This window comes from Curtobacterium ammoniigenes NBRC 101786, assembly GCF_001571045.1.
In the GTDB taxonomy this organism is placed as follows: Bacteria; Actinomycetota; Actinomycetes; order Actinomycetales; family Microbacteriaceae; genus Curtobacterium; species Curtobacterium ammoniigenes.
In genome coordinates this window covers 34,300-53,893 of the sequence record NZ_BCSV01000003.1, presented here as the reverse complement: position 1 = coordinate 53,893, position 19,594 = coordinate 34,300, and the positions used below count along the sequence as shown (strand labels likewise).

The window sequence follows — 19,594 nt, the reverse complement described above, 5'->3', positions numbered from 1 at the left end:
CAGCGACCGATCCGGACCAGGGCGAGCAGCGAGGAGCTGCTGCGCACGTCGGCAGGGCGGCCCGACCAGGGCGAGCAGCGCAGAACTGCTGCGCACGTCGGCAGGGCGGGCTGGCGGCTCAACACCGCCCGCCCGCGCTGCCGACGACCAGACGTCAGCCCTTGAGCGCTGCGCGGATCGTGGATGCGTCCTTCGCGGCCGCTTTCGCTGCGGCGACCATGCTCTTCGCCTTCGCCTCCGTGCCGGAGAGTGCGGAGTGGTTGGAGGTCCACTGCGACGGCGACACGGCGAGCGCCGCTGCGCCGAGTCCTTGCGCGTCGGACTGCACGGTCGCGATCTGCGTCTGCATGTCGCTGAGCGCGCTCTTCGCGCCGTCGGTGTCCTTTGTCGGGTGGGCGGTCAGGCGGGCGGAGAGCTTCTGCTCAGCGGTCTGGAGGTGCTGCAGGGTGGCGCCGAGAACGCGGTCGTCGATCCGGACGATGCGGGTCTGCGCGAGCCCGACGACGTAGACGCGGTACTCGCTGAAGATGCTCTTGTAGTCGGTGCGGGCCTGTTGTGCGGTGGTGTCGGCGGCGATCGTGGCGGCGAGCTTCTGCATGCCGGCGACGTCCGCGTTCAGGGTGGTGAGGATGGTGGTGCGGTCGCCAGCGGTGAGCGTCTTGTCACCGTTGACCTTGCCGATCGCGGTGTTGAGCGAGGTGATGCGCTTCGCCGTCGCGGCCGCTCCGGCTGCTTGGATGTCGGCGAGGCTCGCGGTCTTGCCCAGGTGGGCGGGTGCTGAGGCGCTCGTCGACGGGCTGGCGCTGGGGCTCGTGGTTGCTGAGTCGAGGGTGGCTGCCGTCGCGCCGGTGGCCGAGGCGGCGATCGTGCCGACAGCGGCGAGCGCTGCGGAGATCGTGGCGGTGAGCGATGCAATGTTCATGGGGTCATCGTGACCCGGTGGTGTTCGCCGATCGTCATGCGAATGTTCGGGTTGTGTGCGGACGCAGCCCCTCAACGGCTCGACGACCCGCCAGGATGGACGCATGCCTGCGTACACCCACGGTCATCATGAGTCGGTCCTGCGGTCGCATCGGGTGCGAACTGCCGAGAACTCGGCCGGATATCTGCTCCCGCACCTTCGGTCGACGGATCGGCTGCTCGACCTCGGGGCCGGTCCCGGCACGATCACCGTTGATTTGGCGACGCGGGTCGCTGCTGTCTCTGCGACTGAGATCGGCGAGCAGGAACTCGACCTGGCGCGAGCGACCGCGGCGGAGCGCGGCATCTCGAACATCTCCTTCACCGTCGCTGATGCGCATGCGCTGCCGTTCGACGATGACACATTCGACGTGGCGCACGCGCACCAGGTGCTGCAGCATGTGTCGGATCCGGTCCAGGCGCTTCGCGAGTTGGCGCGCGTGACGAAGCCGGGTGGCATTGTCGCGGTGCGGGACGCCGACTACAGCGGCTTCACGTGGTGGCCCGCGAGCCCGATGCTGGATCGTTGGCTCGACCGGTATCGGGGGGCGGCGCGAGCGAATGGCGGGGAGCCTGATGCGGGCCGGCGGTTGCTCGCGTGGGCGCACGCGGCGGGCCTGACGGACGTGCGCGCCGCCTCCAGTACGTGGTCGTACGCGTCGCCGGAGGAGCGTGCGTGGTGGGGCGGACTCTGGGCGGATCGGATCGTGGACTCGGCGATCGCGCGGCAGCTCGTGGAGACCGGACTGTCGACTCCCGAGGAACTGCAGTCCATGTCGGAGGCGTGGCGCAGTTGGGCGAGCCACCCGGACGGGTGGTTCTCGGTGTTGCACGGCGAGCTGCTCTGTCGGGTTCCGTAGGTTCGCGCGATGTCTGCTGGGGGGACGAATCCTGCGGCTCCGGTGACGGACGGGTCGGAGGCGGTGCGAACCTCCGTCTGGCGTGTCGCCGATTTCCGACGCCTCTGGATCGGCGAGAGCCTCAGCGTGGCCGGGCAGAATCTCGGGACGCTGGCGATTCCGGTGATCGCGGTGGTGCTGCTCCACGCGAGCGCACAGCAGGTGGGTCTCCTCACGGCGGCGCAGTTGCTCGCCTTCCTGGTGATCGGCCTGCCGGTCGGCGTGTGGGTGGACCGGTTGCGGAAGCGTCACGTGATGATGGCGGCTGACGCGGTCCGCGCCGCCGCGCTGCTGACGATTCCGCTGGCGTGGACGGTCGGAGCGCTGCACATCTGGCAGCTGTACGTCGTCGCGCTCGTCGTGGGGTGCGGGTCCGTGTTCTTCGACGTGTCGTATCAGAGCATCGTGCCGGAACTGGTCGAACCGCAGCATGTCGCTCCGGCGAACGGCCACCTGCAGGCGAGCGCGCAGGTGGCGCGGGTGGGAGGCCCGGCCCTGTCCGGCCTGCTCCTCACCGTCGTTCGCGCGCCGTTCCTCCTCGTGGCGACAGCGCTCGGCTACCTGGCGTCGCTCATCGCCGTCGCGACGATCCGCGGCGAGCGTCCGCCCGTTGTGCGTGCGGAGCGACGTTCGCTCATCGCAGAGGTGGGCGAGGGACTGCGGTTCGTGTTCGGCGATGACCTGCTTCGACGGATCACGATCAATTCCGGCGTCGTCAACCTGGGGCTCGGGACGGTGACGACGCTCGTGTCGCTGTTCATCCTGCGGCATCTCGGCTTCTCCCCCGCGGTCTACGGTCTCGTGCAGGGAATCGGGGCCGGTGGAGGCATCCTCGGCGCGCTCGCGGCACCGTGGCTGACCCGCTGGTTCGGTGAAGGGCCGATCATCGTGTGGGGCGAGGTGCTCGTGTCGTGCAGTGCGGTCATATTCCTCCTCGCGGCCGCAATACCGAAGCTTGCCGTACCGCTGCTTGTCGTCGGGTACTTCGGCTGGTCCTTCGGCGCCGTCAACTACAACATCGCGCAGTTGAGCTTTCGACAGCGGCTTTGCCCGCCCGAGCTACTCGGGCGCATGAACGCATCGATCCGGTTCGTCATATACGGCGTCAGTCCGATCGCCTCGACGATCGCCGGTCTGCTCGGTGGGAGCATCGGGCTGCTGCCGACGATGTGGGGCGGCCTCGTCGTCGCGGCGGTCGGGACGTTCGCGGTGCTGTTCTTCTCGCCGATTCGGACGATGCGGAATCTCCCCCGCGAATGAGCCGCTTTGTCCCCCGTTCGTGGGTCAAGAATGCAGCGTTCTCGAACCTCCGCGGCTTAGAAAAGAGCATGCTCTTCGACGCCGTCGACCTCAGTGGATTCGTGCCGTGGTTCGTCGATTCGTTTCTGCCGCCGCTCATGCCGTGGGTGATCGGCGCCGGCATCACGCTCGAGGTCGGCGCATGGGCGGCGCTCGGGGGCTGGCTGATCCGCGGTCGCCACCATCGCTCCGCGCTCACTCGTCGATGACGCCGTAGCGGCGCGGCCCGAGCGGCTACAAGCAGAAACAGCGCTTCGAACGCAGTCTAGCCCCGGAAATCCGGGGCTAGTGTGGTGGGCGATACTGGGATCGAACCAGTGACCTCTTCCGTGTCAGGGAAGCGCGCTACCGCTGCGCCAATCGCCCAAAGCACTCGCGAAACCGCGAGCTTGAGGTGGGGACGGGATTCGAACCCGCGTATACGGCTTTGCAGGCCGCTGCCTCGCCTCTCGGCCACCCCACCGTGGTGAGGCCCACGTCGCCGTGACACCTACCGGTGGGTAACCTCTTTGGTGAGCTTTCACTCGAGCGGATGACGAGACTCGAACTCGCGACCCTCACCTTGGCAAGGTGATGCGCTACCAACTGCGCTACATCCGCATGTGCGCCGCTCTCGCGACGACTCCGTTACTGTATCCGACCCGCCCACGGAATGCCAAAACAAGACGACCGGACCGGGCGTGTCCGGATCAGTGGGACGCGGCGCACCCGGCCGCCGCCCGCGAATAGGAACGGCGCCGAACCTCCGCTAGTATCAACGGGCGCGGTTCGCCGCGCTGGGGCGATTGGCGCAGTTGGTAGCGCGCTTCGTTCACACCGAAGAGGTCATCAGTTCGAGTCTGGTATCGCCCACCCATGTTCTCCCCCGCCGCCAGTTCCGCCGACGGTATCCGCACCGGCACGGTCTGGTGCCCCACAGGTGCCGCGCACAGCGCAGCGAGCGGCCCGATGTCTCGGATCGCAGGTCGATGACCGACGTCGACCTGCAGTTCGGCCGCGTCCGGGCTGTCCTCGAGCGGCCGACCCTTCGGCTCATGACGCGCCCGACGGCAGCCGCCGTGATCGCCGTGTTCCGCGCCGTCTTCGAGCGCGACGTCCAGTACGTTCCCGCGGAGCGCATGCATCTGCAGGTCGACGAGCACATCGCACGGCTCGCGCGCGCCGGCGCCCGGGTTCCGGCTGCGGCAGAGGTCGGCGAGAACGAGGGACCGATCGGCCGTGCCCTCTGCCGCGAGTGGGTCGCCGCCCAGTGGCTCGTCCGCTCGAACTCGCCAGACGGCGACGAGCAGTACTCGCTCACCTCGCATGCGCTCGAGGCGATGTCCCTCATCGACGCCCTCGCCGCAGACCGAGCGCTCATCAGCGAGTCCCGGCTGACGATGATCGTCGACGCGGTGCACCGCTGGGCGCAGCAGGCGACCCCGGATCGGGAGGCGCGCCTCCGCCACCTCGATGCGCAGATCGCCGAGCTGACGGCGGAGCGACAGCGTGTTGCTGCCGGTGCTGAGCTCGTAGCCGCCGACGACCAGCGCATGCGTGACGGGTATGCGAATCTCGTCGACCTCATCCGGCAGCTCCCCGGCGACTTCAAACGCGTCGAGGAGGCACTCGAGGCGATGCACCGGACCATCGTCGAAGCGTTCCGAACGGACGCGCGGCCGATTGCCGAGGTCCTGGACGACTACCTCCTCCGCACTGACCGACTGATGGAATCGACGCCCGAGGGCCGCGCATTCGAGGGCGCGTTCGAACTCCTCCGCGACGACGCACTCCTGGCGCAGCTCCGCGACGACATCACCACGATCCTCGAGCACCCGTTCGCTGCAGCGTTGTCCGCGGCCGAGCGCCGGGCGTTCCGGAATACCGTCGCGATCCTTCGGCAGGGCGTCGAGGACGTGCTCGTGCAACGTCGACGCCTCACAGCCACCCTCCGTGACCAGATCGTCGCGCACGACGTCATCGCCGACCGCGAACTCGACGCGGTCCTCCGGAGCATCAACCGGCGACTTGCGGACTGGAACGCGGCTGGCAGCAGCCGACGTCGGATACCACTGACGCTCCTCCCGGCGGCGACCGCCACCCCGCACCTCCGCGAGCGCCTCTACGACACGGACGCCGACGCCGTTCCGCCGCCGATCGACGACCTCGACGACGACGACATGTATCTCGAACCGGTCGACGTCGACAGCCTCCGCCAGTTCGGCGGCCCGCTGCTCGACGTCCTGCGCGCGGCCCTCGAGGGCTCGGCCCCGTCCAGCGCCACCGCGTTCAATGACCTTCCCGATCCGGAACGGAGGCCCGTGGAACTCTTCGGCCTCGCGCACCTGCTCACCGGCCTCGACGACTTCGAGCGCGGCGATGAGCTCGCCCCCCACCTGACCGTCCGCCCCGACGGCACCGTGGTCACGTTCGACATGCCCTCCGCCAATCTGCAGAAGGGAACCCGATGAGCTTCGAGACACTCGACGGCGCGCGGCCGGATCCGCTGCGCACCGACGACCCGGAATTCGGCGCCGCGGAAGCGCTGCCCGACCCGAACCTCGATTTCGGTGACTCGTCCTTCGCCCTGTTCGAGGGCGACAGCGGACAGCTCGCGGAGCCGGAGCGTCGCGCGTTCGTCGCGATCCTGAAGAACCGCTACGTCAGCGCCCGCTCGCACCCGGCCGAGTGGCGCGCACTCGTCGATGCGGAGGCGCTCCTCCGATCCCGCTGCAACGACCTGTTCCTGGAACTCCACGTCGACCACGACCGCGAGGTCGCCTTCAAACGGCAGGCGCATTCCGAGAGCACTCGCCGACCGTTCCCGACGCTCCTCTACGACACCGCCTACACGCGGGAGGAGACGATCGTCCTCGTGTACCTCCGCATGCGCCTTCGGAGCGACGTCCGGCCCGGAGCCGACCAGCTCGTCGTCGACCGCAGTGAGATCGTCGATTACGCTGCGGGGTTCCGTCCCGCGGGTTCCAACGACCGCACGCGGGACGACGCCCGCGTGACGAAAGCCCTCGACCGGCTGATCGCGGCGCGGATTCTGCTTCGGACATCCGATCCCGACCGGTTCCGCGTCGCGTCGGTGCTCGAAGTGCTGCTCCCGCTGGAGCGTCTCGCCGAACTCGACCGCTGGCTGGCCGACGCGCAGGAGGCTGACGCATGACCGACACGCTCCTCCCGTCCGCGGACGCCACGCCCGCACTGTTCGAACCGGTCGCGCAGTGGCGCGCGGAGAGCCTCCAGGTCGTGAACTGGGGCGGGTTCAACGGTCACCGGCAGATCGACCTGTCCGCGGCCTCCACCCTGATCTCAGGCGCATCCGGGACCGGCAAGTCGACGCTGATGGACGCGTACCTCGCCGCGATGATGCCGTCGGATGTGCCGTTCAACGGCGCGTCGAACGACGCCACCACCGGGCGCGCACGGAGCGCCGAACAGCGCAATCTGCTCACCTACCTGCGCGGCAAGGTCGACACACGACGCGATCCGGAGACGGGCGTCCTCCGCGATGTGAATCTCCGGGGCGATGACCAGACGACGTGGGGCGCGGTCGCCGTCACGTTCCGCAACGACGACGAGCGGCGGTTCACCGTCCTCCGCGCATACATCGTCCCGAAACGCGCCCGGGGCGTTGCGGACATTCAGATGACGATGGCCACCGTCGACGACGCGTTCGACCTCCGCCGTCTGGAGGCCATGGTCCCGTCGCGCTTCCACCACCTGGAGCTCACCGGCCGCGTCCCGGGTCTCGTGGTGCGCGACACCTACCAGGAGCTCGCCTACACGCTGCAGGCGCGGCTCGGGATCGGCGACGCCGGCGGCGGCAACCGCGCCATGCGCCTCCTTGCCCGAATCCAGGCGGGACAGCACATGCCGACCGTCGACAGTCTGTACAAGGCGATGGTGCTCGAGACGCCACCGACCTTCGACGCGGCAGACCGCGCGCTCGGCCACTTCGCCGCGCTCGACGACGCGTACGAGGCGATGGACACCGAGGAGCGGAAGGTTCGCATCCTCGCGCCGATCCGCGATCTCCACGCACAGATCGATGCGGGCAGGCAGGATGCCCGAACCCTCGACGGGCTCGGCCTCGACGTCGATGCGCGGTCCGGCGCAGCGGACCGCGCACCCAGCGTCGTCGACGTGTGGGCCGCGACGCGGAAACGCGCCATGCTCGATGACGAGGTCGCGGCGAATGCTCGCGGCCGCACCGCGGCGCGCGCCGAGGTCGAGGCTGCGAGCGCCGAACACACGGCGGCCGAACTCGAGCTCCGCGAGGCGGAAGCGCGGCTTCGGGACTCCGGGGGCAGCGCCCTCGCGCAGCTCGAGGACCGGCTCGCTCGCGCAGAGGAAGAGCGGCTCGCCGTCCAGCGCGCCCGGCGATTGTTCGACGAGCGCACCCTCATCCTCGACGAGCCGATCGACTCAGCGGAGTCCTTCGCTGCCGCTGGCGTTGCGAGCGCGGCGTTCCTCGTCGAGCACGACGTGCGACGCGCCGACCTCGACGCACGGCGGGACGCTGTGAGCCGCGAGGAGTACCCCCTCCTCGAGCAGCAGCGAGCACTCCGACGTGAACGCGCATCGTTGGAGCAGCGGCAGGGTGCCATGCCGCTCCCGATGCATGAGGCCCGTGTGGCAATGGCGCGCGCCGCAGGACTCGATCCCGAAGACGTCCCGTTCGCGGCGGAGCTCCTCGACGTGCTCCCCGGCGAGGAGCCGTGGCGGCACGCGATCGAGTCCGTCCTCAGCTCCGTCGCTCGAACACTCCTCGTCGATGAACAGGAACTCGATCGGTTCAGTCGCGCGATCGACGACCTGCACCTGCCGGTCCGGATCACCTTCGAGGGCGTGCCCACCGCGCCCCACGAAGCGGTCGACGGAGATCCGGCCTGGGTCTCCGGCAAACTCGCGCTCCGCGAGTCGCCCTTCAGCGCGTGGCTGTGGAATCGGATCACGTCCGACCGGATCGACGCACGCTGCGTCGACGACGCAGGCATGCTCGGCGACGGCGGACGCCGCGTCACCCGATCCGGGCAGCTCCGAGACGGACGGCGTGGTCAACACGGGGACCGGCGGCAACCGAATGTGATCGGTTTCACGAACGACGATCGCATCGCCGAGGTCGATCGCGCGCTCACGAGCCTCGCTGCCGATCTCGCCGATCTGGAGGCCCGCCGCACCGCCGTCGCCACCGAACTGACCCAGCTCCAAGCCCTCCGCTCCGCGCATCAGCACCGTCTCGACACGTCGTGGTCCACGATCGACATCACCGCGGTCGAGGCCGACATCGCCCGCCTCGACGCGGAGCGCGCGGGCATGCTGCGCGCAGACAATGGACTTCGGTCGCTCCGCGAGTCGGTCGCGGTCCTTCGCCAGCGGGTCGACGCGGCGTCCGACCGGCGAGCGACCGCGCGTATTGCACTCCGCGAGTTGGAAGAGCTGCACGGCGCTCTCGTCGATGCGCAGGACGCGACTGCGCAGACGCTGGAGCGCGCCGGGGACGTCGAACTCACGCCCGAGCAGCACGCAACCCTCGATGAGGCGCTCGGAGCCGTCGGAGTGCCAGCAGTTGCGGCCGACTTCGACGCCGCGGCCGTCCGGATGCGCCGTCATCTGCAGGAGCGGCTGGCGACCGTGCTCGCCAGCGCGACGGCCGCGACGACTGCGCTCGAAACGACGTTCGCCCGCTACCAGGACGCATGGCCGAACCCGAATCTCGGAACGGGGGAAGCCTCCTATCCGGACTATCTGCGCATCCTCGAGCAGATCGAGGCGACCGGCTTGCACATGCGCCGAAGCGAGTGGCGCCGGAGGCTCTCGCAGTGGAGCGGTGAAGACCTCGTTCCGCTCGCCGGCGCATTCGACCGGGCCGTGATCGAGATCGAGGAGCGCCTCGAACCGGTCAACGAGATCCTCCAGGAGCTGCCGTTCGGCGCGAATCGCGACCGCCTCCGGATCGCGATCCGCCGGCTCGCCCGCGAGGACGTCACCCGGTTCCGTCGCGAGCTCCGCGACCTCTCAGCAGGCGGCGCTGAGCGCCTCGACGATGCTGCGCTCGAGTCGCGGTTCCGCCGGCTTCGACGCTTCATGGCGACGATCCGCCCCGATCCGGACGCGCCCCGCGGGCGGACGACCGAGCGGGACGCTGTCCTCGACGTTCGACGACACGTGGAGATCACCGCGGTGCGGTACGACGCGGACGGCAACGACCTCGGCGTGTACGCCTCGCTCGGCGACAAGTCGGGCGGGGAGACGCAGGAGCTCGTCGCGTTCATCGTCGGGGCAGCGCTGCGGTATCAGCTCGGCGACGAGACACGGCCCAAGCCGAGATTCGCGCCCGTGTTTCTCGATGAGGCGTTCATCAAGGCTGACTCCGAGTTCGCCGGCCGCGCCGTCGCGGCGTGGCTCCGGCTCGGGTTCCAGCTGGTGGTGAGCGCACCACTCGACAAGGTGACGGCGCTCGAGCCGACGATGGAGCGGCTCCTCTCGATGCGGAAGCATCCCGAGTCGGGCTATTCGTCGGTGACGGAGATCGTGCGACGCTCGTCGTCGACCGCTTAGCCTGGACGCATGTTCTGGAAGCGCCCCCGCCCTCCCCGGTCGGTGGACGGCCCGGCGCTCGGGATCGGCGCGCTCGTACGGGTCGTCAACGATGGTCGCGGCGACCACTGGGAGGACGAACCGATCGGCCTCATCGTCGCGCCTGGCGGCAATCAGATCGTGGGGTATCCCGGAGTCGGTGGCGGCATGTCATGGACGGTCGCGTTCGAGCGTCCGGCGTACACCGTCGATGGCCGAGGCCCGTTCGAGCGCGCGACCGTCGCCGCGCGGCAGTTGGTTCCGCTCGGCGCCGCCGACAGCTGAGCGTTCGGACCGCGATCGGCCGACCCGGATAGCGGGTAGCCCGAGGCCGTATCAGTGGTGCGGCAGCGTTCCGTCGGTGCTTGGCATTCCGTCAGTGCTTGGCATTCCGTCAGTGCTTGGCGCGATCGGCCTTTGATCCGCTCAGCATCGCGCCGAAGGCCATGCAGACGCCGACTCCGCCGACGACACCGATGCCGATGATGATTCCGCCGATGACGTCGATCATCTCGTTCCTTTCACGAAGACGGTGGGTGTGACCACCCTATCGGCACCGCCTGGTGCTCCCGACGGCACCAGAGGTGCAACCACCGCCGACGCGCTCCGGGAGCTGAAGAGCCGTCCAGTCACCGGACGCCGCGCATGAGTCGGACCACCGGGCGCGTGGTCGCGAGCAGCAGACCGCCCACGACGACCGCTGCCCCTCCGATGGACGCGAAGTAGTGCGCTTCGGGGAGCGCCTCGTAGGCGCGCGCGAGGACCCCGGAGCCCGCGGTGCCGAGTGCGACCGACAGAAAGAACAGCGCAACGAGCTGCGACTGAAATCGGGCCGGGGCCAGTTTGGTGGCCACGGCGAGTCCGACAGGCGACAGGAGGAGTTCCGCGACCGTGAACAGGAACAGGATCGCGACGAGGGCGAGCAACGGTGTGCCGTTCGGGCCGCTGCCGACGAACGGCAAGAACAGCCAGAACGCGAGGCCCATCGTGATCGTGCCGAGCGCGAACTTCGTCGGAGTCGACGGCTGGCGTCGTCCGAGCGCGGTCCACAGCCCGGCGAACGCACCGGAGAGCACGATGATCATGATCGGATTGATCGACTGCACCCACGCGACCGGCATCTCGAACCCGAAGATCATCCGGTCGAGCCGCTCATCGCCGTAGACAGTCAGTACCGTGAACTGCTGCTGGTACAGCGCCCAGAACACGGCACTGGCGATGAAGAGCGGCACGAAGCCGACGACACGGGTTCGTGCCCTGGCGCCGATCGGCGCGGCGAGCACCATGACGAACAGACCCGCCGCAGCGACGGCGGTCAGCGACACTACGACGACCGGGAGTCGGTCGGCGGTGAGGAGACCCGCTCCCGCGCTTGCGACGATGGCAGCGACGGCGACACCAGCCCAACCAGCCGCGCGGCGAAGCTGCTTCGCCGGCATCGGGTTCGGGGCGACGCGGACGCGATCCGGCAGATGCCGACGCCGCAGCGCATACTGCACCAGTCCGGCTGCCATGCCGACCGCTGCGAGCGCGAAGCCGACATGGAACCCGACCGATGACTGCAGCACGCCGGTCAGGATCGGGCCGCCGAACGCCCCGAGGTTGATGCCGAGGTAATAGAGCGCGAACCCGCCGTCCCGGCGGGGATCCTGCGGTTCGTAGAGCGCGCCCACGATCGTCGTCGAGGTTGCCTTCACTCCCCCGGCGCCCAGTGCGATCAACACGAGGCCGGCGCCGACGCCCGGGAGACCGGGCACGACGGCGAGTGCGATATGCCCCGCCATCACTACCGAAGCACTCACGAGGAGCGTGCGGTCCGCCCCGAGCAGGCGATCCGCGAGCCAGGCACCGCCGATCGTGAAGAGGTACACCGAACCGCCGTAGGCCCCGACGATGCCTGCTGCGACAGCCTGCGGCACGCCCAAGCCCCCGCTCTCGACCGAGTAGTACAGGTAGATCAGCAGGATGCCCTGCATCCCATAGAACGAGAATCGCTCCCAGAGCTCGACGCTGAACGGCGCCGCGAGCGCGGCCGGTTGCCCGAAGAATCCCCCGTCGAATCGTCTCCTGCTCTGCGCATCAGTACTCTGCATACTGGATAGCGTACGTCAGTCGGCCGACATCGCCGGTGTGCGCAGGGGCCACACGCCTCGGGTCCTGGCCCGTCGGTGCCGACTCCGCCTTGGAGGATTCCGACGAGCGGCCGGTCGACGACCTCGGGAAGGCTTGTCGGGCCTCCACCGCCGATGTGCGCCCACCGGTCCACGCTCCTAGCGTGAGCCTCGCGAACGCATCGACATCGACGTCAAGGAGCACCAGCGATGGTTGACACCGCAGCCGCCCGAATCACGACGACCCCCGCACGCAAGAGTGGCACGCGTGCTTCCGCCGCAGCACCGGCGCTGGACGGGCCTCCGTCATTCGACGTCGACGCGGTCGCGACGATGCTGCTCGGCCGATGGGCGGATGATCGCCGCACCTCACGACGTCTCGCGCTCGATCCGGCACTCCACCGCATCGACGGACTGACCGTCAGCGCGCACCGTGACCGCGTTTTCGAGCAGTGCCGGTTTCTGGTCGAGCACGGAGCGATCCAACGCCCGTTCCCGACCGCGTTCGGCGGCGCGGAGAACCATGGAGGCAACATCGCGTCGTTCGAGGAGCTGACAACCGCTGACCCGTCGCTGCAGATCAAGGCCGGCGTGCAGTGGGGGCTGTTCGGATCCGCCGTCCTGCACCTTGGCACCGAGCGCAATCACCGCGAGTTCCTGCCCGGCATCATCGACTTCACCATCCCGGGATGCTTCGCCATGACGGAGACGGGGCACGGCTCGGATGTGCAGAGCATCGCCACGACGGCGACCTACGACCCGGATACCGAGCAGTTCGTGATCCACACCCCCTTCCGCGCGGCATGGAAGGACTACATCGGAAACGCCGCTCGAGACGGCCGCGCGGCGGTCGTGTTCGCGCAGCTGATCACCCGGCAGCGGAATCACGGGGTGCACGCGTTCTACGTCCCCCTCCGCGATGACGGCGGATCGTTCTTGCCCGGTGTGGGCGGCGAGGACGACGGTGTGAAGGGCGGCCTGAACGGCATCGACAACGGCCGACTGCACTTCGATCACGTTCGGGTGCCCCGCACGAACCTGCTGAACCGATACGGCGATGTCGCCGAGGACGGGACGTACAGCTCGCCGATCGCCTCGCCGGGTCGTCGGTTCTTCACGATGCTCGGGACGCTCGTCCAGGGTCGCGTGTCCCTCGACGGCGCGGCGGTCGTCGCGCAGAAGCTCGCACTGCAGATCGCGCTGTCGTACGCCACCGAGCGTCGGCAGTTCCCGGGGCCGGACGGCGCGGACACCGTGCTGCTCGACTACGGGCAGCACCAGCGCCGGCTGATCCCACGGCTGGCGACCGTGTTCGCGCAGTCGTTCGCGCACGAGCAACTGCTGCGCACGTTCGACGACGTGTTCAGCGGACGCGCCGACACTCCCGAGCGGCGCGAGCAGCTCGAGACGGAGGCGGCCGCATTCAAGTCGCTGTCGACGTGGGCAGCGCTCGACACGCTGCAGGAGGCCCGTGAAGCGTGCGGAGGCGCCGGATTCCTTGCCGAGAATCGTCTGGTGGGCCTCCGATCCGACCTCGACGTCTACGTCACGTTCGAGGGCGACAACACGGTCCTATTGCAGCTCGTCGGAAAGCGACTGCTGACCGACTTCGCCGCGAAAGCCCCGAAGGACGCAGCAGCCACCGCGAAATTCGTCGCGGCGCAGGTCGGCACCAAGCTCGCCGACGCGTCCGGCGTGCGCGCGCTGCAGCAGAACGTGCTCGACCGCGGTTCCACAGCCCACGCTGTCCGGGATCTGCAGGACCCCGCGACGCAGCGGTCGCTGCTCGCGGAGCGCGTCGACACGATGGTCGCCGAGATCGCTCTGGCGCTCCGTGCAGCGGGACGGGACCCTCAGGCTCAGGCGACGGCGTTCAACCGGCACCAACACGCTCTCATCGAAGCGGCCCGCGCGTACGCCGAGCTCCTGCAGTGGGACGCCTTCACGACCGCGCTCGACGACGCGCCCGAGGGCGGGACGCGGCAGGTGTTGACCTGGCTTCGCGATCTGTGGGCGCTCGGCCGTGTGGAGGACCATCTCGCCTGGTACCTCATGCACAATCGGCTGTCGTCGAGCCGGGCGCAGGCGGTGTCGGCCTACATCGACCGACTGGTCACGCGCCTCCGACCGCTCGTTCCGCAACTCGTGGCCACCTTCGGGTACGAGCCCGGCCATGTCCGCGCGGCCATCGCCTCCGGGGCGGAGGGCGTTCGCCAGGAGGAGGCGGCCTCGTGGTTCGCCGCCGAGCGTGCCGCCGGTCGACTCCCCGAGCCCGAGAAGAAGCCGAAGGGGCAGCGCCCGGGTCGCTGACCGCCGACGCGTCGTCGTCCCGACTCAGGGCAGGACGGCGGCGAGCGAAATCGGTCAGACGCTCGCGTGCGCGTCGAGGAATGCGTACACCTCGGCCTCGTCCACTCCGGGAAAGCGACCGGTCGGCAGCGGCGCGAGGATGTGCGCGTGCAGTCGCGCGCTCGGCCACGCCTGACCCGACCAGCGCTCCTGCAGCGCATCGTCCGGCCGCCGACAGCAGCCCGCGTCCGGGCACCGGGACACCTCGCGGTTCGGGGTGTCCCGGCCCCGGAACCACTTGGCGTCGTCGAACCCGACGCCGAAGGTGATCGAGAAGTTGCCCTCCGGCCCGGAGCCGGTCTGCGTCGTGCACCAGAAGGTGCCCGCCGGGGTGTCCGTGTACTGGTAGTGCTCGGTGGTGCGGTTGTGCTGCTGAACAGCCCGTCGCGCGCCCCACGAACGACACACGACCTGCCCCTCCACGGCGCCGGTGACGTCGACCGGTAACGGCAGATCGTCGTTCTCATAGGCCTTGTAGACGGCGCCGTCGTCTCCGACGCGGAGGAAATGGACGCGCATCCCGAGATGCTCCGTGGCAAGGTTCGTCATCCGGAGGGCAGCCGCCTCATGCGTGACCCCGAAGGCGTCGCGGAAGTCCTCCACTGCAAGGTCCTTCGCGTCCTTCGCCTGCCGCAGGAACGACACCGCCTGCGCCTCAGGCATGAGGCACGCCGCGGCGAAGTAGTTGATCTCGAGCCGCTGCTGCAGGAAATCGGCGTACGAACCCGGCGGCTGGTGACCCAACGTGCGGTGGGCGATCGCCTGCAACGCCATCGAGCGGAGCCCGTGACCGCCCGGAATCGAGGCCGGTGGCAAGTAGATGCGTCCGTTCGCGAGATCCGTGATGCTCCGCGCCGAGCGGGGCAAGTCGTCCACGTACATCAGCGTGAATCCCATGCGCTCCGCCATACGGCTGACTTCTCGATGCGTCAGCGCGCCGGTGGTGTGGCCGACCGCGGCGACGCATTCCTCGGCGATCCGCTCGATGTCCGGCAGGTGATTGTTCCGAGCGCGCATGCGGTGCCGCTGCTCGGTGTTGCCGCGGCGGGCCTCCTCCGGAGTCGCCACCGCCTCGCTGGCGCGGCGGGCGAGTTCGCGATGGAGGCCCACCAACGCTTCCAGCGTGGCCGTCGGCGTTCCGCGGGTCGGCTTCACCGCGGGCAGTCCGAGCGTCCGATAGAGCGTCGACGACTGCGCGCGACCGAGTTCGAGCTCCAGCGCGGCTCGCGGGTTCGGAGCCTCATCGCGAAGCAGGTCGTCGACGCCGATGCCGAGCGCGCTTGCGAATCGCCCGAGGTCGGACACGCGGAGCTCGCGATGACCGTTCTCGATGAGGGAGAGCTTGCTCGGGCTCATCGAGAGCCGGGCGCCGAGCGCTTCGAGCGTCAGCCCCGCGCCCGTTCGGAAATGGCGAATTCGGCTGCCAAGCACTGTCGCGTCGTTGCGAACACCGTCCATTTGGACACGGTACCGAAAATGCACGCATTCTTCTCCTGCAACCATCGGGAGCCTGGGATGGCATGCATGCGCCTCGCGTACCGTGACCGCATGCCCGGACGCCGCGACAAGCACCTCCCCGTCCCCTCGTCTTGGTCCGCACCGGCGGCCTGGTCTGCGACCCCGCCGCTCAGCGGCCCATCGATCGACCACCAGCCGACCGACGGGATCACCGATCGTGGAAGGCAACCACGATGGGTCTCCATGCTCGATCGCGTGCTCGCCGTGCAGCGTCCGGCGGTCCTGGCGCACATCGCATCGATCCGCAAGCGGCATCCGGATGCGAGCCCGTCGGATATCCTTCGGATCCTCGAGCGGCGATACCTCGCAGCGGTGTCGACGGGTGGGGCTGCGGTCGGTGCCACAGCAGTGATCCCCGCGATCGGCTTCGGAACGAGCCTTGGCCTGAGCGGTGTCGAGACGCTCGGGTTTCTCGAGACGAGTGCGCTCTTCGCCCAGTCGGTCGCGGAAGTGCACGGAGTCGGAATCGACGACCCTGAGCGCGCTCGGACGCTCGTCACCGCGATGATCCTCGGCACGCCGGGCACCGTCCTGCTCCGCCAGCTCGCCGGACAGGCCGCCGGCGGTCAGGCCAGGACCGCGTTCTGGGGCGAGCTCGTCACGACGTCGCTGCCGAAACAGGTCGTCAGCGGGATCGGCGGCCAGTTGCGCGATCAGTTCATGCGGCGGTTCATGGCGCGCCAAGGCGCGAGCGTGGTCGGCCGCGCTCTGCCGTTCGGCATCGGCGCGGCGGTCGGCGGCATCGGGAACCATACGCTCGGGAAGCGCGTGATCGAGAGTTCTCGCGGCGCGTTCGGGCCGCCCCCGGTGGCATTCCCCGTGCTCGTGGACGTCGACGCGGCGTCGCGCACTCCCGCGATCGAGAAGGAACGACGCCGCGCCCTTCCCGTTGGGAAGCTGCGCCGACGGCGAGCCGCAGACGACGACCTCTGGACACGCGACGAGGACGTCTCGGCGTAAGCCAGCGCGATCAGCGTCGGACGGGGATGTGCACCACCTGGCCGGCGTGCGTGAAGCCGCCGCCGAATCCGAACAGGAGCGCGGGCGCCCCTTCGGGCAGTTCACCGGCGGCCCACGCCTTCGACAGAGCGAGGGGCACGCTGGCCGCTGAGGTGTTGCCGGACCACTCCACGTCGCGGAGGACGACCTTGTCCGCGCCCCCGAGCGCCTTCGCAAGCGGCTCGATGATCCGCAGGTTCGCCTGGTGGAACGCAAGAACCTCAATGTCGTCCATGGTGAGTCCGGCCCGCTCGACGACCGCGCGAGCATGCGCTTCCGCTTCCGTGATCGCCCACCGATAGATCGAGCGACCCTCTTGCGAGAATCGCTGCGGTTCCCCGTCCACGAGGACTGCGTTGACGAGATGGGGCACGCTCCCCCACGACACCGGGCTGATCTCGGGACGTTTGGATGCCGTGACGACGGCGGCACCGGCGCCATCGCCGATGAGGACGCACGTGCTCCGATCCGTCCAGTCGACGAGACCGGAGATCCGCTCGGATGCGATGACGAGCGACGTGGTCGCGGCGCCGGTCCGGATCGACATGTCGGCAATCGCCATCGCGGATTCGAAGCCACTGCAGGCGGTGTTGATGTCGAGGGGCGCTGGCGTGGACATGCCCAGTGCGACCGCGACACGTCCGGCTGTGTAGGGTGCCCGGTCGGACAGGCTCGTCGACGCGACGATCACCTGATCAACGGCACCAGGGTCGATACCGGCGTCGTCGAGGGCAGCACGCCCGGCGGCGACAGCCATGTTCGTCACCGTGTCATCGTCGCCGCCGATGTGCCGCTCGCGGATGCCCGTCCGGGTGACGATCCACTCGTCCGATGTGTCGACGATCTGGGACAGGTCCTCGTTCGTCATGACCCGGTCGGGCTGGTAGTGCCCGAACCCGACGATGCGACTGCCAGCTGATCCCGTACCGTTCACCGACAGCACGTTACCGGCACACCCGCGGTCCGAGCGACGGTTCGGCGGTCAGCACCGTTCCCGGCACGTGCGCGACGCGGACCGGCTCGGCCGTCAGCGCGCCTTCGCGGTGGCGCGGCGGTTCGCCTTCTTGATCGCGTCGACCAGCTCGCCTTTGTTCATCGTCGTCCGGCCAGCGATATCGAGTCGCTTGGCCACGTCGAGGAGGTGCGCTTTCGACGCGTTCGCGTCCACACCCTCCTGGGTCGCTCCGCTCCCCCGCGACCCGGCAGCGCCGGAATCTGAGGGCCCGTTCTCCGCTTTGCGCTCCCAGTGGTCGCCGACCTTCTCGTATTCATGCTTGAGGGCCGCGAACGCCGTGCGTCGCGCGCGCTCGCCGCTCCCGTACTCTGCGTTCGCAGCGTCAAGGGTCGCGGCCCAGAGGTCTTGTGCATGCTTCTCGGACCGCTGCAGGGTGCTCGGGAGTTCGTCTCGTGCGGGCATGGCGCCTCCTCACCATCGTTGTCAGCAGAACGCCATACCTACGCCGGGAGGCTGAATGGGCCCTCCCAGCCGCAATACCCCTCCCAACCGCTCGGGACGGCGCCGGGAACGGCAGAACCCCCGGCCACACGAGGTGTGACCGGGGGTCCGTTGAGCCCGTGAGGTCAGACGCCGATCGGCGTGCGGTCCTCCTGGTCGTAGAGCACGTAGCCCTCCTCGCCGTGCACGACAGCGTCGATGCCGGCGACCTCTTCCTCGGACGTGATGCGGAAGCCCATCGTCTTCTGCAGAATCCAGCCGATGATGAATGCGAGGACGAAGGAGTACACGAGCACGACCGCTGCTGCGAGGGCCTGCTTGCCGAGCTGCGCGAACGAGCCGCTGTAGATGAGACCCGTCTTGTTGGCGAAGAAGCCGAGCCAGAGCGTCCCGACGATCCCGCCGACGAGGTGGACACCCACCACGTCGAGCGAGTCGTCGAAGCCGAGGCGGTACTTCCAGTCGATGGCGAAGCAGCAGATCACGGCGGACACGAAGCCCAGCACGACGCCCCAGCCGGGCGTCAGCGCGGCACACGCGGGGGTGATCGCGACGAGCCCGGTGACGGCACCGGACGCCGCACCGATCGAGGTCGCCTTGCCGTCCTTCAGCTTCTCGACGAGGAGCCAGCCGAGCACGGCTGCTGCGGGAGCGGCGAGCGTGTTGATCCAGGCGAGCGAGGCGATTCCGTCAGCGGCGCCCTCCGACCCGGCGTTGAAGCCGAACCATCCGAACCACAGGATGCCCGCGCCGAGGAGCACGAAGGGCGGGTTGTGCGGCTTGTGCGCGCCCTTGGCGAATCCGACGCGCTTGCCGAGGACGAGCGCGAGCGCGAGGCCCGCCGCACCAGCGTCGATGTGGACTGCGGTTCCACCGGCGAAGTCGATCACGCCGAGGTTGTTGATCCAGCCGTGGCCGAGGTTGAACACCCAGTCGGCGACCGGGAAGTAGCAGACAGTGGCCCAGATGCCGGAGAACACCATCCACGTCCCGAAGCGCGCGCGGTCGGCGATCGCTCCGGAGATCAGCGCGACGGTGATGATCGCGAAGGTCGCCTGGAAACCGACGAACGCGAGCGTCGGGTATGCGGCATGAATCGTCGAGGCCTGCGACTGCTCGAACGCTTGGCCGAGGCCGAGCAGATTCGTGTCGATCTCGAACACGCCCTGAATGCCGACGATGTGCGAACCCGGTCCGGGAACGGCGAATGAGATCGCGTAGCCGTACAGCACCCACAGGACGCTGACGAGTCCGATCGCGCCGAACGACATCATCATCATGCTGATGACGGACTTCGCTTTCACGAGTCCGCCGTAGAAGAACGCCAGGCCGGGTGTCATGAACAACACCAGTGCGGCCATGATCAACACGAATGCCGTGTTGCCCTGGTTCAGCATCTGTCCACCTCTCGAAAATCCAGCGGACGGGTGCCC

At 68.9% G+C, this 19,594-nt stretch carries 15 protein-coding genes and 4 tRNA genes; 10 read left to right on the top strand and 9 right to left on the bottom strand.

Annotated elements, in window-relative coordinates:
- Positions 1 to 154 precede the first annotated feature (154 nt).
- Entirely contained in the window at positions 155 to 922 is a 768-nt protein-coding gene (locus tag CAM01S_RS07275) for a hypothetical protein (RefSeq protein ID WP_066518840.1), read from the bottom strand.
- A 103-nt stretch (positions 923 to 1,025) separates the two neighbouring features.
- Here CAM01S_RS07275 and CAM01S_RS07270 point away from each other — a divergent pair, with 103 nt between their 5' ends.
- Genes CAM01S_RS07270 through CAM01S_RS07260 form a run of 3 tightly spaced genes read left to right on the top strand, consistent with a single transcriptional unit; the run spans position 1,026 to position 3,367 of the window.
- Positions 1,026 to 1,820: a methyltransferase domain-containing protein gene (locus CAM01S_RS07270; protein ID WP_066518836.1), complete on the top strand. Its 795-nt coding sequence runs from the start codon at positions 1,026 to 1,028 to the stop codon at positions 1,818 to 1,820.
- A gap of 9 nt (positions 1,821 to 1,829) precedes the next feature.
- A complete protein-coding gene (locus CAM01S_RS07265; protein ID WP_066518835.1) occupies positions 1,830 to 3,119 on the top strand; it encodes an MFS transporter in 1,290 nt (429 codons plus the stop codon).
- Positions 3,116 to 3,367: a hypothetical protein gene (locus CAM01S_RS07260; RefSeq protein ID WP_157071470.1), complete on the top strand. Its 252-nt coding sequence runs from the start codon at positions 3,116 to 3,118 to the stop codon at positions 3,365 to 3,367. The genes CAM01S_RS07265 and CAM01S_RS07260 overlap by 4 nt, the downstream gene beginning before the upstream one ends.
- 82 nt (positions 3,368 to 3,449) lie before the next feature.
- On the opposite strand, the gene CAM01S_RS07255 is transcribed toward CAM01S_RS07260, so the two are convergent.
- The 3 genes from CAM01S_RS07255 to CAM01S_RS07245 all read right to left on the bottom strand — a co-directional run bounded on the left by CAM01S_RS07255 (position 3,450) and on the right by CAM01S_RS07245 (position 3,758).
- Positions 3,450 to 3,524 (bottom strand) — tRNA-Val (locus CAM01S_RS07255).
- Positions 3,525 to 3,550: 26 nt separating this feature from the next.
- Positions 3,551 to 3,621: transfer RNA gene (locus tag CAM01S_RS07250), tRNA-Cys, on the bottom strand.
- Positions 3,622 to 3,685: 64 nt separating this feature from the next.
- A tRNA-Gly gene (locus tag CAM01S_RS07245) sits at positions 3,686 to 3,758 on the bottom strand.
- A 179-nt stretch (positions 3,759 to 3,937) separates the two neighbouring features.
- Between CAM01S_RS07245 and CAM01S_RS07240 the strand changes: the two genes are divergently transcribed.
- The 5 genes from CAM01S_RS07240 (at position 3,938) to CAM01S_RS07220 (ending at position 10,013) form a co-directional block, all read left to right on the top strand.
- A tRNA-Val gene (locus tag CAM01S_RS07240) sits at positions 3,938 to 4,010 on the top strand.
- A gap of 116 nt (positions 4,011 to 4,126) precedes the next feature.
- Positions 4,127 to 5,608 carry a DUF3375 family protein gene (locus CAM01S_RS07235; protein WP_066518829.1) on the top strand — a complete coding sequence of 494 codons (1,482 nt, stop codon included), beginning with the start codon at positions 4,127 to 4,129 and terminating at the stop codon, positions 5,606 to 5,608.
- The gene (locus CAM01S_RS07230) at positions 5,605 to 6,312 is read left to right on the top strand and encodes a DUF4194 domain-containing protein (RefSeq protein ID WP_066518825.1); all 708 of its coding nucleotides are present in this window, start codon (positions 5,605 to 5,607) and stop codon (positions 6,310 to 6,312) included. Before CAM01S_RS07235 ends, CAM01S_RS07230 begins: the two co-directional genes overlap by 4 nt.
- Positions 6,309 to 9,710 carry an ATP-binding protein gene (locus tag CAM01S_RS07225; protein WP_066518822.1) on the top strand — a complete coding sequence of 1,134 codons (3,402 nt, stop codon included), beginning with the start codon at positions 6,309 to 6,311 and terminating at the stop codon, positions 9,708 to 9,710. Before CAM01S_RS07230 ends, CAM01S_RS07225 begins: the two co-directional genes overlap by 4 nt.
- Before the next feature lie 9 nt (positions 9,711 to 9,719).
- Positions 9,720 to 10,013 (top strand): hypothetical protein, encoded by a 294-nt coding sequence (locus CAM01S_RS07220; protein WP_157071469.1) that lies wholly within the window; start codon positions 9,720 to 9,722, stop codon positions 10,011 to 10,013.
- 344 nt (positions 10,014 to 10,357) lie between these two features.
- Here the strand turns inward: CAM01S_RS07220 and CAM01S_RS07215 are convergent, their stop codons facing one another.
- On the bottom strand, positions 10,358 to 11,821 hold the full coding sequence (locus CAM01S_RS07215; RefSeq protein ID WP_066518818.1) for a peptide MFS transporter: 1,464 nt from the start codon (positions 11,819 to 11,821) through the stop codon (positions 10,358 to 10,360).
- Positions 11,822 to 12,049: 228 nt separating this feature from the next.
- Between CAM01S_RS07215 and CAM01S_RS07210 the strand changes: the two genes are divergently transcribed.
- Positions 12,050 to 14,149 (top strand): acyl-CoA dehydrogenase family protein, encoded by a 2,100-nt coding sequence (locus CAM01S_RS07210; protein WP_066518815.1) that lies wholly within the window; start codon positions 12,050 to 12,052, stop codon positions 14,147 to 14,149.
- Between the two features lie 54 nt (positions 14,150 to 14,203).
- Here CAM01S_RS07210 and CAM01S_RS07205 read toward each other — a convergent pair whose 3' ends face one another.
- Positions 14,204 to 15,646 (bottom strand): helix-turn-helix transcriptional regulator, encoded by a 1,443-nt coding sequence (locus CAM01S_RS07205; RefSeq protein ID WP_066518812.1) that lies wholly within the window; start codon positions 15,644 to 15,646, stop codon positions 14,204 to 14,206.
- Between the two features lie 90 nt (positions 15,647 to 15,736).
- Here CAM01S_RS07205 and CAM01S_RS07200 point away from each other — a divergent pair, with 90 nt between their 5' ends.
- The gene (locus tag CAM01S_RS07200) at positions 15,737 to 16,666 is read left to right on the top strand and encodes a hypothetical protein (protein WP_174520416.1); all 930 of its coding nucleotides are present in this window, start codon (positions 15,737 to 15,739) and stop codon (positions 16,664 to 16,666) included.
- 10 nt (positions 16,667 to 16,676) lie between these two features.
- On the opposite strand, the gene CAM01S_RS07195 is transcribed toward CAM01S_RS07200, so the two are convergent.
- The 3 genes from CAM01S_RS07195 to CAM01S_RS07185 form a co-directional block, all read right to left on the bottom strand.
- Positions 16,677 to 17,639: a beta-ketoacyl-ACP synthase III gene (locus CAM01S_RS07195; protein ID WP_083527892.1), complete on the bottom strand. Its 963-nt coding sequence runs from the start codon at positions 17,637 to 17,639 to the stop codon at positions 16,677 to 16,679.
- Positions 17,640 to 17,732: 93 nt separating this feature from the next.
- Positions 17,733 to 18,122 (bottom strand): ChaB family protein, encoded by a 390-nt coding sequence (locus tag CAM01S_RS07190; protein WP_066518808.1) that lies wholly within the window; start codon positions 18,120 to 18,122, stop codon positions 17,733 to 17,735.
- A 164-nt stretch (positions 18,123 to 18,286) separates the two neighbouring features.
- Positions 18,287 to 19,555 (bottom strand): ammonium transporter, encoded by a 1,269-nt coding sequence (locus CAM01S_RS07185; protein ID WP_066519885.1) that lies wholly within the window; start codon positions 19,553 to 19,555, stop codon positions 18,287 to 18,289.
- Positions 19,556 to 19,594 lie beyond the last annotated feature (39 nt).